Source organism: Sphingobium mellinum, from assembly GCF_037860795.1.
Taxonomy (GTDB): Bacteria; Pseudomonadota; Alphaproteobacteria; order Sphingomonadales; family Sphingomonadaceae; genus Sphingobium; species Sphingobium mellinum.
This window is the reverse complement of record NZ_JBANRK010000007.1, coordinates 66,894-82,627: the sequence shown is the minus strand read 5'-3', so window position 1 is coordinate 82,627 and position 15,734 is coordinate 66,894. Positions and strand designations below refer to the sequence as shown.

At 64.1% G+C, this 15,734-nt stretch carries 14 protein-coding genes; 9 read left to right on the top strand and 5 right to left on the bottom strand.

Annotation, left to right across the window (positions count from 1 at the left end; genetic code table 11):
* Positions 1-5: 5 nt before the first annotated feature.
* From AAC640_RS10400 to AAC640_RS10380, 5 genes are all read right to left on the bottom strand, one after another.
* The gene (locus tag AAC640_RS10400; RefSeq protein WP_340266049.1) at positions 6-1,781 is read right to left on the bottom strand and encodes a fatty acyl-AMP ligase; all 1,776 of its coding nucleotides are present in this window, start codon (positions 1,779-1,781) and stop codon (positions 6-8) included.
* 81 nt (positions 1,782-1,862) lie between these two features.
* Positions 1,863-2,729 carry a class I SAM-dependent methyltransferase gene (locus tag AAC640_RS10395; protein WP_340266048.1) on the bottom strand — a complete coding sequence of 289 codons (867 nt, stop codon included), beginning with the start codon at positions 2,727-2,729 and terminating at the stop codon, positions 1,863-1,865.
* Positions 2,726-3,034 (bottom strand): acyl carrier protein, encoded by a 309-nt coding sequence (locus AAC640_RS10390; RefSeq protein WP_340266047.1) that lies wholly within the window; start codon positions 3,032-3,034, stop codon positions 2,726-2,728. The genes AAC640_RS10395 and AAC640_RS10390 overlap by 4 nt, the downstream gene beginning before the upstream one ends.
* Positions 3,034-3,825, bottom strand: a complete 792-nt coding sequence (locus AAC640_RS10385; protein WP_340266046.1) for an acyl-homoserine-lactone synthase — start codon at positions 3,823-3,825, stop codon at positions 3,034-3,036. The genes AAC640_RS10390 and AAC640_RS10385 overlap by 1 nt, the downstream gene beginning before the upstream one ends.
* 133 nt (positions 3,826-3,958) lie before the next feature.
* Positions 3,959-4,510 carry a hypothetical protein gene (locus AAC640_RS10380; RefSeq protein WP_340266045.1) on the bottom strand — a complete coding sequence of 184 codons (552 nt, stop codon included), beginning with the start codon at positions 4,508-4,510 and terminating at the stop codon, positions 3,959-3,961.
* A gap of 168 nt (positions 4,511-4,678) precedes the next feature.
* Here AAC640_RS10380 and AAC640_RS10375 point away from each other — a divergent pair, with 168 nt between their 5' ends.
* The 9 genes from AAC640_RS10375 to AAC640_RS10335 all read left to right on the top strand — a co-directional run bounded on the left by AAC640_RS10375 (position 4,679) and on the right by AAC640_RS10335 (position 15,596).
* Positions 4,679-5,971, top strand: a complete 1,293-nt coding sequence (locus AAC640_RS10375; protein WP_340266044.1) for a cytochrome P450 — start codon at positions 4,679-4,681, stop codon at positions 5,969-5,971.
* A 157-nt stretch (positions 5,972-6,128) separates the two neighbouring features.
* Positions 6,129-8,291 (top strand): TonB-dependent receptor, encoded by a 2,163-nt coding sequence (locus tag AAC640_RS10370; RefSeq protein WP_340266043.1) that lies wholly within the window; start codon positions 6,129-6,131, stop codon positions 8,289-8,291.
* Between the two features lie 129 nt (positions 8,292-8,420).
* Positions 8,421-10,598, top strand: coding sequence for a putative bifunctional diguanylate cyclase/phosphodiesterase (locus AAC640_RS10365; RefSeq protein WP_340266042.1), 2,178 nt, complete (start codon positions 8,421-8,423; stop codon positions 10,596-10,598).
* A gap of 266 nt (positions 10,599-10,864) precedes the next feature.
* A complete protein-coding gene (locus AAC640_RS10360) occupies positions 10,865-11,602 on the top strand; it encodes a DUF2334 domain-containing protein (protein WP_340266041.1) in 738 nt (245 codons plus the stop codon).
* 10 nt (positions 11,603-11,612) lie between these two features.
* Positions 11,613-12,779, top strand: a complete 1,167-nt coding sequence (locus tag AAC640_RS10355) for a glycosyltransferase (RefSeq protein ID WP_340266040.1) — start codon at positions 11,613-11,615, stop codon at positions 12,777-12,779.
* Complete coding sequence (locus AAC640_RS10350; protein ID WP_340266039.1) at positions 12,776-13,711, top strand: hypothetical protein; 936 nt, start codon at positions 12,776-12,778, stop codon at positions 13,709-13,711. Before AAC640_RS10355 ends, AAC640_RS10350 begins: the two co-directional genes overlap by 4 nt.
* A gap of 26 nt (positions 13,712-13,737) precedes the next feature.
* Complete coding sequence (locus AAC640_RS10345; RefSeq protein WP_340266088.1) at positions 13,738-14,226, top strand: DUF2141 domain-containing protein; 489 nt, start codon at positions 13,738-13,740, stop codon at positions 14,224-14,226.
* Entirely contained in the window at positions 14,213-15,388 is a 1,176-nt protein-coding gene (locus AAC640_RS10340) for a glycosyltransferase (RefSeq protein WP_340266038.1), read from the top strand. Before AAC640_RS10345 ends, AAC640_RS10340 begins: the two co-directional genes overlap by 14 nt.
* Positions 15,378-15,596: a hypothetical protein gene (locus tag AAC640_RS10335; RefSeq protein ID WP_340266037.1), complete on the top strand. Its 219-nt coding sequence runs from the start codon at positions 15,378-15,380 to the stop codon at positions 15,594-15,596. The genes AAC640_RS10340 and AAC640_RS10335 overlap by 11 nt, the downstream gene beginning before the upstream one ends.
* Positions 15,597-15,734: the final 138 nt, after the last annotated feature.

The window sequence follows — 15,734 nt, the reverse complement described above, 5'->3', positions numbered from 1 at the left end:
GCCGGTCAGGAAGCGGCCACCGCCGCCCGATCAGGCCGAAGCACCGGCGCGAGCGGACCGGCCGCGCCCAGCACCGTCAGCTCGCCTTCCATCAGCATCCGCGCGCCCTGCTTGCGCTGCACCTTGCCGCTGGTCGTCCGGGGGATCGCGCTGGCGGGCACCATCACAAGGTCCGTGACGCCCAGTTCCAGCCTTTCCATCGCCAGCGCGCGCAGCCGCCCCGCCATCTGCTGCAGCTTTTCCTCGGTCAGGTCGCGGGCCTCGGCCCGCTTCACCTCGGCGATCAGGACGATGTGCTGGGCGTCCTCGCGCTCCACCTCGACGGCGGCGGAACTGGCCTGGCCGACCGTTCCCGCAATCTCAGACCAGATATGTTCAAGGTCGCTCGGCGCGTAGTTGCGGCCGCGCACGATGATGATGTCCTTGAGGCGGCTGACGATGTAAAAGCCCTCCGCGCTGTTGAAGGCGAGGTCGCCGGTCCGCAGGAAGGGGCCGCCCGCGTCCAGCCTTCCGCCGAACGTCGCGTCTGTCGCGGCGGCATTGTCGATATAGCCGGTCGCGATGTGCGGGCCGCGCAGCCAGATTTCGCCGATCGCACCATCGGGCAGCGGCTGCCCGGTGGCCGGGTCCACGATCCGCGCCTCCGCGCCCGCCATCGCCGGGCCACAGCAGGCCAGGTCCAGGCTACCGCTGCTCGCCATCGTCTCTTCCGCGCGGCCGGCGGCCAGGGCACGGCTGTCGAAACGCTTGACCAGCGGCTCGCTCCGGGGCGGGACCGCGATGGTGACCAGCGTCGATTCCGCGAGGCCATAGCAGGGCAGGAAGGCGCGCCGGTCGAATCCCAGCGGGCCGAAACATTCGGCGAAGCGGTCGAGCGTCGCCGGGCGCACCCGTTCGGCGCCGTTGAAAGCGACCCGCCAGCTTGACAGGTCGACATCCGGCAGGCCCCGCCGCTCGGCGAAATCGACGCACAGGTCATAGCCGAAATTGGGTCCGCCGCTGGTATGCGCGCCATAGCGGGCAATCAGCTGCAACCAGGACATCGGCTTGTTGATGAAGGCGGCGGGCGAGGTGATAACGCAGGTCGATCCCAGGAACAGCGGCTGCAATATATTACCGAACAGGCCCTGGTCGTGATAATGCGGCACCCATCCGACGAAATGGGAATGCCGGTCGTGGCCGAAGGCGGCCTGGATCATCGTCTCGTTCGCGATGATGTTGCCATGGGTGATCATCACGCCCTTGGGCGCCGACGTGGTGCCGGACGTGAATTGCAGCACCGCCAGCTGATCGGGCGTGATCCGGGGCAGCGGAAAGCCCTCGCTGCCCTGATGCCGGGCCAGCGTCGCGAATTCGAGATAGCGGACCGGCCCGGACGCGGTCGCGGCGGCCAGTTCCGTTCCGAATTGTCCCGCCATGCTGTCGTCTAGCAGGATGCAATCGGGCATGATCCCGGCCATAAGGTCCAGGATATTCTGCAGCCGCGCCCGCCGCCTGCCGACGGGCGCTATCGGAACCGCGACGCTGCCGGCGGCAAAGCAGGCGAGCAGCGACAGCGCGAATTCCGTCCCTGCGGTGAACAGCAGGGCGATGCGCCGCCCCGCGAGCCCCTGGGCGGCGATCGCGCCCGCCATCCGCCGGATTTCCCGCGCCAGCTCGGCATAGGTCAGGCTGCTTTGCGGCCCGTCCCCCTGGTCCAGAATCAGCGCGGGCCGGTCGGGAACGTCCTTCTCATGCTCCAGGATGATATCGATAACCGAACGGTTATAGTCGATGTTCATATTTTTATGCGCCCGCAATTCTCTATTTCATTCATGATCCGGCCCGCTCCTCCGGGCCGGAGCCAGGTCTGGACGGGGATATCAATCGGCCGCGAAGGCGATCCGCAGCAGGCCGATCTTGCGCATGCGGAACCCGGCCGCCGACATCCTTAGATAGCGGGAATATTTCTCCACCGGATCGACCGCCGGATCGACCCTGCCGCTGCGCACCGCGCCGCGCAGCCGGTTGCTCCACATCTCGCACGTGCGGGCATAGTCCAGCCCGTCGTCGCGCAGCCGTTCGACCCGGAACAGCCCGCGCGAGGCAAGGACGATATCCTCCAGCGTCGGCAGCTCCGCGGCCGGGAAGATCTCGTCAGTGATGAACGGGTTCGCATCCTTCGGCGCCATCTTGCCATAGGCGATGGTCTGCAGCGACAGCTTCCCCTTGCCGCTGGTCCAGTCACGGCAGGCCTGAAAGAATTGCCGATAGACCTCGCGCCGCTCGTCGACATCCTGCCGGGGATGGGCGAAATGTTCGAAGGCGCCGACCGAAATGATGCCGTCGAACGGCCGGTCGGGGCGATAGTCGGCCCAGTTGGACAGCACCGCGCTGATGCCCGGATCGCCAAGCTGGGTGATATAGGCGTGCTGCTCCTCGCTCAGCGTCAGGCCCACGCACTCCGCGACGCCATGCGTCCGGCGCAGGTTACGCATCATGCCACCCCAGCCGCAGCCCACGTCCAGGATGCGCATCCCTTCGCCAGCGCCGACGCTCTCGGCATGATAGTCCAGCTTGCGCTGTTGTGCGTCCTCCAGCGGGGCGTCCTTGGGCAGGCCATCCCACATCGCGCTGGAATAGGTCATGCTGGGGTCGAGCCAGGCCGAATAGAAATCGTTGCCCACATCATAATGGTGGCGGATCGCGGCGGCCGATCCGCCGAATTCTACCTCTGCTTCCTCGATCATCGCGCCGCGCTTCCCTGGGCCTGACCGGCGGCCATCTCGTTAACGGCTGCCGCGATGTTGCGCGCCGCGTCACGGATCGCCTCAGCCTCGAACAGCAGTTCCAGCGGCAGTTCCTCGGGCAGGTTGAGCCAGTTTTCCAGCTCCACCATCAGCGATATCGCCTTGGCGGAATCGATCCCGAAACTGTCAAAGGGCGCGTCGGCGGACACGGCGGAGGGGGCCATATTCACCATTTCGGCAATGCGGGCCACGATCCAGCCCTCCACTTCCTCCGCCGACACCTGCCTGATCACATCCGCACTCATCATTGCCCCCCTGCAGCCAACCGGGTTGTCCCGAACCTGCCATAATAATTCTCCGCCGCCCCGACCGAAGGCGGCACCGGTGCCGTTGGAATCTCCGGCTGCGCCGCGATCTTCTGCAGGTCCGGATTTTCGCGGGCCAGCCGGTCGGCGGCGCAATGCACGCTTTGCTCTCCTGGCATCAGGCTGTCGATCCGGATGTGCGAAGGCCTGGGCAGGCCCCACATCTGCCGCATGTCGTCCAGCGCCTCGCGCGATACTTCGACTTCATAGGCTACCGCTTCGCCCTGACCATAATCCATTGCTGATCCAAGCAGCGTCAGCTTCCATCCCACGCCGTAGCAGAAGCTGAGCATCCGCACGTCGGTAAAGCCGACGCAACGGTCGATCCCCGCCTCATAGGCCAGTTCCAGCGGCGCGATCATGCAGGCCGCCTTGCGCCGCAGATTGTGGCGCTTCATGCCGCGTTCGATACAGAAGCCCCGGCTCAGTTCCCAGGTGCGCCCGTCGTCAATCGGGCGGATACCCGCTGGCAGAACATGGGAAAAATGATCGAGCAGCATCGAACAGTCATCGGTGGGACGGAAACGCAACCCCATCACGACCCGTCGGTCAGCCGAAAAGCCTATGATGTTGCTTGCCCGCGCATCATCATATTCGTCATGTTCCAACCCGTCCTTCACCCGGAGATCCCAGCCGAGCTGGTTGACGAACACCTCCGCGCGGGTTTGGTGCAGGTCTGTGATCTCGTCCTGGTAAAGTGCGGAATTGTTCTTCAAAACCAGATGAATCAACCCCGTCGCCCCCGCCTGAAGCGGCGACGCCGGTAGCATATTTCCCACGCAACGTCATCGACTTTGTCGCGGCAAGCGATTGAGCCGGCGAAAAAATCGCCGGCGCCGCTATCTTTGCCGCCTCTTGATGCGGTCAACCGCGCTGCTTGCGCTGCGCGCGCTGGATATGGATCTTCACCGCCTGTACCGACCGATCGAGCGCCTCGGCAATGTCGAGATCGCACAGGCCGCGCCGCCGCTGGTCGAGGCAGAAAAGCTCCGTCTCGGTGAGGGCCTCGTCCTCGGCATCCTCCCGGGCATCGAGCAGAGCGATGCCGCGGCAAAGATAGAGTACCGCCATGGCGTGCAGATTGGCGCGCTCTACACCTGTCTCCAGCATTCCGGAAAGAATGATGTCCACCTCATAGGGCTTTTCGTCCCAACCGGTGACGGGAAAGCATAGCGGCGGCAGGACCGGCCTCGCCGCGATGGCGGCGCTGCCAAGGCCGGCCTCGCCGAACAGGAAGCGGCGATCCTCGCCGTCGATCGCATAGCAAGCATGGCTGACCGCTTGCAGTCCGAGCGCTTCGCTAAAGCGGTTCACGAGGCTGTCGATCGTCAACATGCTGTCGACATGCGCGACGAAATCAGCGGCTGTGGTGGAATTTCCGGCGCGAAGATGGAGACTGGGGAGATATTCGCTCATGGGACCTCGCGCGGCAATTGCTGCCGTCATGCCCGGCAGGTCTTAAAAGCTGATTAAGCGCGTCGCGGTTCCGCCACGCGCTTGACATCGGCAGGGAAAATCAAAAGGTCGGTGCCGGAGGAGCAACCCCTCCGCGGCGATCAACGACAAGGATGAACCAGAAAAGCCATGTTGCCGACATATCGAACCGAGCCGTCCGCCGATCAGGCGGTAGACGAATGGCTGGCCGCCCACGGGCAGGAGGAGGCCGGGGCCGCCCATCCCGACGACACCAGCCGGCCCGAGCTGTATTCGCAGGCCACATGGGAACCGCTTTTCAGCCGCATGCGCGACACCGGGCCCCTCAACCGCGTCGAGGGCACGGCCTATGGCGATTACTGGAACATCTGCTCCCACGCGCTGCTGACCGAAGTGGAAGGCAAGCCGGACCTGTTTTCCTCCTCCTGGAAATATGGTGGCATCACCATTGCCGACCCGGCGCCGGGCGAAGAGTTTCAGCTGCCGATGTTCATCGCCATGGACGAACCCGAGCATGGCGCCCAACGCAAGACGGTCGCCCCCGCATTTACTCCGGCGCACATCACCGAGCTTGCCGTCAAGCTGCGGGCCCATACCGGCGCGGTGCTGGACAGCCTGCCGGTCGGCACCCGTTTTGACTGGGTCGAAAAGGTTTCGATCGAACTGGCGACCAGCATGCTGGCGACGGTCCTCGGCTTTCCCTGGAAGGATCGGCACCTTCTGACATTCTGGTCCGATTGGGCCGGCAATATGGAGGCGGCGCGAATCCCCGAACTTTTCCAGGTACGGCGCGAGGTTCTGACCGAAATGGCGACCTATTTCCACCTGTTGTGGGAAGAGCGCCGCGCTCATCCCGACGGCTCCGACCTGCTGGGCATGATGATCCGCAGCGACAGCATGTCCGAGATGGGACCGATGGAATTCATCGGCAACCTCGCCCTGCTGATCGTCGGCGGCAATGACACGACCCGCACGAGCATGTCCGCGGCCGTGCTGGGAATGGACCAGTTTCCCGAAGAGCGGGCGAAGTTGCAGGCCGATGAATCCCTGTTGCCCAACGCGGTTCAGGAAATCATCCGCTGGCACACACCCATTGCTCACATGCGCCGCACAGCCACGGTCGATTGCGAACTGGCCGGACAGAAGATCGCGGCGGGCGACAAGCTGGCGCTCTGGTATATTTCGGCCAATCGGGACGAGGCCATGTTCCCCGACGCCGCCCGGCTGAACCTGTCGCGCGCCAACGCGCGGCGGCACCTTTCCTTCGGGCACGGCATCCACCGCTGCGTTGGTGCCCGGCTGGCCGAACTACAGATCCGCATCCTGCTGGAGGAATTGCTGAAGCGTCGATTGCAGGTGCATGTGGTGGGCGAGGTGCGGCGCGTTCACGCGAATTTCGTGAATGGTTTCCGACGGATGGAAGTGGAGATGGCCCGAGCCTGAAAAGGCAGGGCAACCGGTCCGATCCGGTGACATACGCATACCGGATTTAACGCGTGATTTACCAACCATGTTTAGGAGCGAGGCGGGATCGACAAAATATAACGGATAATCTAGGGTCATGGCGAATTCACGCAGTATATCTCGTTGGAAGTGGGCATTGATTGCGCCACTGACGGCCGAACTGCTGTCCACGGGCGCTGCCTGGGCGCAGGCAGGCGATGATAGGGGGACCGCCGCGGATCGATCGTGGGCGGACATCACCATCACAGCGCGCAAAGTTCCTGAAACACTGCTGGCCGCACCGCTTTCCGTCACCAGTGTTTCCGGGGACACGATCGTCGCGGCGGGCATCCAGACCATCACGGACCTGACCCGCCTCGCTCCTGATGTCGACATCAGCGGTGGCATTGCTGGTCAGCTGCAGGGGCAAATTTCGATTCGCGGCATTTCGACACTGGTCCGCAATATCGGTCTGGAAACCGGCGTCGGGATTTACGTCGATGGCGTCTATGTCGGACGGCCGGAAAATTTTGTTCAGCATTTGCTGGACATTGATCGTGTGGAAATTGTGCGCGGTCCGCAGGGGACCGAATATGGCAAGAACACGATCGCGGGCGTCATCAATGTGCAGACCAAGCAGCCCGATGCCGATCCGGGCGCGTCCGTTCGGGTAGATGCGGGCAATTACGATTATTGGCGGGGCGAGGCGGCCATGGGCGCACGCCTGAACGACCAGTTGTCGGTGCGCGGCGCGGTTGCCTATACGCGGCAGGACGGCTTCTACAAGCATCTCTCGGGCGGCAAGGACGCCGGTTCGACCGACCTTCTGACCTGGCGTCTGTCGACGAAATATGCGCCGACCGATCAGCTGTCCTTCCTGCTACGCTGGGACGGGCTGCGCGATCGCGGGACGCCGGCCTTTTTCCAGGCGGATGTGCTGGCGGGCTATCCGGCCGACTTCCCGTCCCGGCATCCGCATCGCATCAACAACAACCGGCCCAACCGGCTCAACCGCGACAGCCAGGGCATTTCGCTGACCAGTGAATGGCAGTCCGACGATGTAACCGTGACATCGATCACCGCCTATCGCCATTCCTCCTATGACGCATCGCTGGACGACGACCAGGAACAGGTCGACTTCGTGTCCGTCGACGATTTCAGCGACTCCTCGCGCTTCTTCAGTCAGGAATTGCGGCTCGCCGGCGGGGCCGGCAAGCTGCGCTACCTGGTCGGCGCCTATTATTTCGACCAGACGGTGCATACTGACCGGGGGCTGGGACTTGGCGCCGATCTGCTGGCACCCTTCGGCATAATGGCTTCGCCCGTGTTGACTACCCGTGGCAGCGTCAAGACGCAGAGCGGCGCGCTGTTCGGGCGGCTCGACTATCCGCTGACCGACCGCCTCACCCTGTCTGGCGGCGTCCGCTATACGAGGGAAAAGAAGCGGGCGCAGTTCGCCCAGAATGACGTGACCGGCATTTTCCCCCTTTTGGGCTTCCCTGATCTGACTTTTAACGGTCGATCGAACGACGATGACTGGTCGCCCAGCGCCAGCATATCCTATGAAGTCGCCGCCAAAGCCAATCTCTACGCCCGCTTCTCGCGCGGCTTCAAGAGCGCGGCCTATAATGTCGACATTGCTTCCTCGCTTGCCGGGCTGACCGCACGGCCGGAAAAGGCGACGAGCTATGAGGTCGGCCTGAAGGCAGTGATGCTGGACAATCGGGCGCGTTTGAATGTCGCTGCCTTCCATACGGATTATGACCAGCTTCAGATATCGCAGGTTCTTGGTAACGGACTGGCGCTCACCAACGCGGGCAAGGCCCGGATCGAAGGCATTGAGAGCGAGCTGTCGCTGGCCCTCTCGCCCCGGCTGACGCTCGAAGGAAACGCCGCGGTTCTGGACGCCCATTACAAGCGGTTCGACAATTGCGGCGTGCCGCAGTCGGTGGGGGGAGGAGTCACGAACTGCGCGGGTAATGATCTCGTGCTGGCGCCGCACTTCACCGCTTATGGCGCTATCCAGTACGAAGTGCCGGTAAGCTTCGGTACGATCTTCGCACGCGGCGATGCGGATTATCGCTCCACCGTCTATTTCGAGCCGACCAATAGCGATGCCTTCAAGTCCGATCCGCGAACGCTGCTCGGCTTGCGCGTCGGCGTCCGTCATGGTCCCGGGAGCATCGTCGCCTGGGTCGATAATCTGACCGACGAGACCTACAAGACCTATGCCGACGACCGGTCGGGGATCGGCGTGCCGCGGACGGCTGCCTATGGCGCGCCGCGCACCTTTGGCATCAGCCTGGCTTATAAATTCTGATTTGATCCAGTGTTTTAATGCAGATGATCGAAAGGGGAAGCGCGGCTTTCCCTGCTAGCCGTTAGCAAAAAATTGACGGCTTGGTGACCAATATAGGGGGGCGCCGCACGTGCCGACAACAGGAGCATAATGACCGACCGGACATCATCGCGGCCACCCAACCAAAGCAAGCGGGACGGGCCGGGTCCGATGGACGGCGACCAGGATATTCTGGCGTCTGCGGGCGTGTCATGCTGCCTGGTGGACCGGGATGGCTTGATCCATCCGGACTCGGCGGCGGTGTCATTCTTCGGCTCGAACCAGCCGCAGCGGCTGCTGTCCTGGCTCCGCGGCGTCCGGCGGGATCTGCGCGCGCCGCTTCAGCGGCTGATCCGCGCGACGGGTGCGTCGGGCCGTGGCGAGGCGCTGCTGCACCTCCAGAACCGTGCCGGCGAGATGCGGCATGTGCGGGTTGCGACCCGCATGATCGAGGATCCCGTGGGCGGGCGCCACGCCCGTGCGGTGCTGGTCGATGTGACCGGCGAGCGGACGGAGATCGATCTGTTGCGGCGGAGCGAGGAAAATCTGCGCTTCATCGTCGAATATAATCCTCAGCTCCCGTGGATCGCCGATGCGGAAGGTCGCATCATCGACTTTACTGACCGATGGCTGGAAAATACCGGGCTGGAACGCGACGAGGCGGCCGGCGACGGCTGGCTGGCAGCGACCCATCCCGATGATATAGAAAGGGTCGGCTCGTGCATCGCCCACGCGCACGCAACCGGCGAGCCATTTGATGTGCGGGTGCGCTTGATGGTCAATGACCAGTATCGCTGGATGCGCGCCCAGGCCTATCCGCGTCGCGACGACAAGGGCCAGATCATCAGGTGGTACGGCTATACCGAAGATATCCACGAAAGCGTGCTGATCGAAGAGCAGATCCGCTGGAATGCCGAGCATGACTCCCTTACCCAACTGCCCAATCGCGCGATGTTCAATGCCTCGCTTGATCGTGCGCTTGCCGACGCGCTGGCCGATTTCAAGAAGCTGGGCGTGTTCCTGCTGGACATTGATAATTTCAAGGATGTCAATGACCTGATGGGGCATCATGCGGGGGACGAACTGCTCAAGAGCTTCGCCTCGCGCCTCAAGGACGCATTTGCCGGCCGCGCCTTGGTGTCGCGGCTCGGCGGTGATGAATTCGCGATCCTGGTCGAGGGTGTAGGCAGCCGGGAACAGCTGGTCGAACTCGGCAGCAGGGCCCTCAATATCCGCGAGACGCTCTATGCCATGGGCCGATCGCTGGAATGCCGGGTCAGTATCGGCATCGCGACCTTCCCCGATGACGGGCGTGTCGCCACCGAATTGCTGCGCCACGCCGACCTTGCGCTTTATCGCGCCAAGTCGCTGGGACGCGGGCGGCTGCAGATGTTCGAACAGTCGCTGCTGGAGGACATGCAGGAACGCGTCGCGATGATCAACCGCGCCCGCACTGCGGTGCGCGACGGCACCATCCTGACCTACTATCAGCCCAAGGTTTCGCTGCAGACGGGCGAACTGGTCGGCTTTGAAGCGCTGCTGCGCTGGCGCGACGCGCTGGGCACGATCCGCGCGCCGGCCGAGATCTATGCCGCCTTCGACGATCATGACGTGGCCGACATGATCGGCCAGACGATGACCAGCAAGGTTTTTGCGGACATGGCTGCGTGGCGTGCACGTGGCCTCGGCTTTGGTCACGTCGCGATCAACGTGTCTTCCGCCGAGTTGCGCCGCGAACGCTTTACCCCTCGCCTCATGGAGACGATGGCCCGCTATTCGATCGAGCCCGCCTCGATCGAGATAGAGATTACCGAAGGCGTGTTCCTGGGCGCGGGGTCCGATACCGTCCGCCGGTCTATTGAAGAACTGCACATGTGCAACATCCCGCTCGCGCTGGACGATTTCGGCACCGGCTTCGCCTCGCTGTCCCATCTTCGCTCGCTGCCGGTCAGCACGCTCAAGATCGACCGCTCGTTCGTCAGTGGCGTCACCGCGCGCGACGGCGACAGCGCCATCGTCTCTGCGCTGATTACGCTCGGCCGCGCGCTCGACATGAAGGTCGTAGCCGAAGGCGTGGAAGAAGAGGGCCAGTCCATCCGTCTCCGGGAACTGGGCTGCGACTATGCTCAGGGCTTCTTCTTCGGCCGGCCGACGCCTTCGGAAAATGTCCCTGCCCTTATTCATTCCTGGAACGAACGCAGCGGCGTTATTTCCCTTGATCGCCACGCGACGCCCCTCGAAGGACCCCGCCGGGTGAAGAGTGTGGTGGCGGGATCGGCCAACGGCTGATTTGAAGGCCGATCGCCGGTCGTCATGCGTGCACGGCGCCGGACTAAGACCAATATCGTCAGCCTGAGCGCGCGTCGCACGGAAAGGTCGGCCGGACGCGGTGGGGAGTGCAGAGAACGCTCAGCCGCGGCCAGTTCGCCCTGGCATTACGGCATTTTAATGAAGTGGCAAATTCACCACATCAGCGGCCCTGTAATACACAGGTCATGACAAGCGACGATAGCGCCGTCGCACCCTAAACAGCTTCAATGGCACTGGCCCACACCATGAAAAGACTTCTGCTTTCGATTCATGATGTTGGCCCCCGTTTCGAAACGGAGATCGACCTGCTGCTGGAGCGCCTGTCGCGCCATGTCGAACTGCGCGATCTCGCCATGCTGGTTGTGCCCGACCATTGGGGTCAGCATCCCATCAATCCGCACTCATCTTTTGCCGACCGACTGAGGGGATGGTCGGACCATGGCGTCAGTATGTTCGCACATGGTTGGTTTCATAAGGACATGACGGTCCATAGCCAGCCTGTCGCTAGGTTCAAGGCGCGACATATGACGGCTGGGGAAGGAGAATTTCTGGGTCTGGACGAGACCACCGCAGCGCGGCGCATGACCGATGCGCGCGACCTGGTCGAACAGATTACCGGCCGCCCCGTCGCAGGTTTCGTGGCGCCCGCATGGCTCTATGGTCGGCCCGCTCTCGATGCGCTGGCAAAGGCACATTTCGCGCTGGCGGAAGATCATATGAAGGTCTGGCAACCCAGTTCCGGACGGGTGCTGGCACGAGGTCCGGTAATCACCTGGGCGAGCCGCAGCCGGCTGCGGATCGCCTCGTCGCTGCTCGCCGCGCGGCTGCTGCCGCCGCTGCTGCGCCGGTCGCCGGTCGCGCGGGTCGCGGTGCATCCGGGCGACGCGCATGTGCCGGAACTGCTGGCCAGCATCGACCGGGTACTGGCGCGCATGCGGCGAACCCATGTGCCGGCGCGCTACGACGCGCTGCTTGCGGTCTGAGGACCGAGCCGTGCGCATCCTCACTTTCCTGCACAGTTTCGAACCCGGCGGTGTCGAGCGCGTCGCGCTCCGGCTGGTGCGCCAGTGGCGGCAGCAGGGGGTGGACGCGCCGCTCTTTCTAGGTCGAACCGATGGCGCCATGCGCGACGAATTGGCTACCGGCCTTGCCTGCCATGTCCCGCGCCAGCCGCCTTTCTCGGCCGCTGACTTCGAAACGCTGTGGATGATCGCGACGCTGCCGGCGGTGATCCGCCGCATGCGCCCCGACGCTCTGTTCTGCGCGGGCAACAGCTATGCGGTGGTGGCAGTGGCGATGAAGCTACTGCTGGGCAGTGCCTGTCCGCCGATCCTGGCCCAGATCAGCAATGATCTTGAGCGACTGGACATGTGCTGGCCGGTGCGGATGCTTTATCGCCTGTGGTTGCGTATCCAGGGCCGTTTCATCGACCATTTCGTCGCGATCGCGCCAGGACTCGATCAGGAGATCGCGCAATGGGTTATACCCCGCGCGGGCTCTATCAGCGTCATACCATCGCCCGCCCTGTCGAGTACCCAGATCGATCGGCTTCGCGCGGCGGCTGCCGCTGAGCCGCCCCATCCCATGGACGTGGGCCGCCGCTTCGTCGCGATCGGCCGGCTGGCACGGCAGAAGAATTTCCCGCTGATGCTGAAGGCCTTTGCGGCTGGCTCCTGTCGAGAGGACCGGCTGGTCATCCATGGGGAGGGGCCCGAGCGCAGGGCTCTCGCCATGCTGGCGTCACGCCTAGATATCGTCGATCGGGTGGATTTTGCCGGGCATGTGCCCGAAGCATCGGCGCAACTCCGGTCGACCGACATCCTGCTGCTGTCCTCCGACTTTGAAGGCATGCCAGCCGTAGTGCTGGAGGCGCTGGCTGTCGGAATGCCGATCATCGCCACCGATTGCAGCCGCGCGATGCGGCCGCTTCTGCGCGATGGGGCCCTGGGGGAATTGGTCCCGCCGGGCAACCTTCACGCCATGGCTCGCGCGATCGCGGATGCCAGGGCGCTTGTTCAGGACCCGGAAGCGAGTCTGGATCAGGCGCGCCGCTTCACCCTTGACCATGTGGCGCAGGCCTATGTGGACCGTTTCGCCGCCCTTTCGCGCCGTCAGGCATATCCGCGCGCGACCTCCCTCACCATGACGAGCAGCACATGACTGGCGAAACCCCCACCGGCATAATGGTCCCCTTGGTGGACGCGCCCGTTCTTGATCCGGCGCCATTGATACAATCGGGCCGCAACTGGACGCGCTGGGCAGGGCCACTCCTGTCGGCGCTGATCCTCGTCGTGGCGCTGGCGCAGTTCCGCCATCTCGATCCGCGTAGCCTCTGGGCGCTGATGCCGAGCGCACCGCTCTTCTGGGCGATCTTCGGCCTCAACTATCTGGCGGGGCCATTTTCCGAATGGGTTATTTTCCGCCGCCTCTGGTCGATCCCCGCCGAAGGCTTTCTGGCGCTGCTGCGAAAGCTGGTCAGCAACGAGATTTTGCTCGGCTATCTGGGCGAGGTGTATTTCTACGCCTGGGCGCGGCGCAGCAGTCGGATCACCACCGCCCCATTCGGCGCGATCAAGGATGTGGCGATCCTGTCGGCGCTGGTGGGAAATGTCGTCACATTGGTGATGGTGGCGCTCGCCTTCCCGTTGCTGAGCGCCGTGGACGCTGGCGTAAACCGCTGGGAGGTCGGTGGCTCCATCCTGTTCGTGCTGCTGACGTCGATAGTCACGATGATGCTGCGTCGGCGGCTCTTCACCTTGCCGCGCGAGGAATTGTGGATCGTCGCGGGCATCCACTTTCTGCGCGTCGTGGGGCAGATCGTGCTGTCGGCCATTATGTGGCACCTGCTGCTGCCTGTCGTGGCGCTGAGCTGGTGGATTCTGCTCGGCACCTTGCGACAGCTGATATCGCGCCTGCCCTTCCTGCCGAACAAGGATGTGGTGTTCGCCGGCATCGCGGCCTTACTGATCGGCCGCAATAGCGAGATCGTGGCGGCGATGGCGCTGATGGCGTCCCTGACACTGGCGGCGCACCTGTTGCTGGGCATCGGCCTTGGCGCATCTGAACTTTTGAAAGAGGGGCGTTCGCGGTGATCTCACTGTTGTTTTTGACGGCGCTCATGCCCTCTACGCCTGATCTGGGCAAGGCGGAGGGCCAGTGTCGCCCCAACGAGCACGGATCGGCCTATCTCGTCGAGGTGGCCGGGCTGAAGGATCGCAGGGGCCAGCTGAAACTGGAACTCTATCCAGCGAACGACACGGATTTCCTGGCCGACGACAACGTCCTGCTTGCAGCGGGCAAGGCATTCCGCCGGGTTGAAGTGCCCGTGCCCGCAACCGGGCCGGTCGAACTGTGCATCCGTGCGCCAGGTCCCGGAAATTATGCGCTCAGCCTGCTGCACGACCGCGACGCCAATCGCCGCTTCACCCTGTCGATGGACGGTATCGGCTTTGCCCACAACCCACGCCTTGGCATGTCCAAACCGCATGCCGCCGTCGCGAGCGCCCCGGTCGGTTCCGGCCCTACGCGGATCACGATCATCGTGAACTATCGCCGTGGACTTTTTTCCTTCGGCCCCCTGAAAGAGACAGCCGATGCGCATCGTTGACGTCTGCGCCTTCTATTCGCCCAGCGGGGGCGGGGTGAAGACCTATGTTGAGCGCAAGCTGCATGCGGGCGCGGCGGCGGGGCATGAGGTGATCATCCTTGCTCCGTCGGACGGCGAACGGGTAATGGAAACAAGCGGCGGTGGGCGGATCGTGATGATGCCGGCGCGCCGCTTCCCCCTCGACCGCCGCTATTCCTATTTCGACGACGAACGCTCCTTGCATGCGATGCTCGACCGGTTGCAGCCGGATCTGGTCGAAGCATCCTCGCCATGGTCCAGCGCCGGCATGGTCGCGCGCTGGCGCGGAGCCGCGCCGCGTGCGCTCATCATGCATGCCGACCCCCTGTCCGCCTATGCCTATCGCTGGTTCGGCCAGATATTGCGGCGTGAAACGATCGACCGCGGCTTTGACTGGTTCTGGCGTCACCTGCGCCGCCTGGACGAAAGCTTCGACCTGGTGGTGAGCGCCAGCGACAGTCTTTCGCAGCGACTGATCGCCGGCGGTCTGCACCGCGTGGCCACGCTGCCCATGGGGGTTGAGCCGGGCAGTTTCAGCCCTGATCGGCGCAATGACGCGCTGCGCGCCCGGCTGCTGGAACGGTGCGGCCTGGGTCCCGACGCGACGCTGCTTCTGGGAATCGGGCGGCATGCGCCGGAAAAGCGCTGGCCGATGGTGATCGAGGCGGTGACCTCGGCCGGCTATGTCAGCCCGGTCGGGCTGGTGCTTGTAGGCGACGGGCGCGACCGATCCCGCGTGCGCCGCGCGGCCGCCAACAATCCGCATATCCAGCTGCTGGCGCCGATGCATGACCGGGCGATGCTGGCAGAACTGCTCGCCAGCGCGGACGCTCTCGTACATGGCTGCGAAGCCGAGACTTTCTGTATGGTCGCGGCGGAAGCGCGGGCCAGTGGCGTACCCGTCATCGTGCCCGACGAGGGCGGCGCGTCGGACCAGGCGCGCAGCGGCGGCGGGTTGCTCTACCGGGCGCGGCAGGGCGATAGTCTGGCCGCAACCATTCGTGACTTCATGGCCGGCGATCCGCAGGCCCAGCACGCCCAGGCGATCCGCGCAGCTGCGTCGGTCATGACGATGGACGAACATTTCGAACGGCTGTTTGCAGCCTATTCGGATATCGCAGGAGGACGCCGCCATGCCGCTTGAGCACCAGGTGCGCCTTACGGGAACGCACAGCGACCGCCTCCGCCGTCGGCAACAGCGGGCACGGGATCGGGCCGTCGCCCGCGACCGCTGGCGCGCGGGAGAGGCGCATGATTGTGGCCTCAAGCATTTGCCGACCGGGGATGGCTGGTCGCCGTTCGCGGCGCTGATCTGGTGGATGTTGCGCTCCGGGCCGAGCGGCCGTCGCTGAACCCAGCAGAGAGCGTGCGCGCTGATCGGGCACGTCGATAAAGCAGGTTATCCCTGGTGCGCTATGCGCGGAACGCATTGCGGTCGCAGGACTTCTCGGCTGTCTCATCAGTCATGGATGCAGTCTCGACCGCGCGAT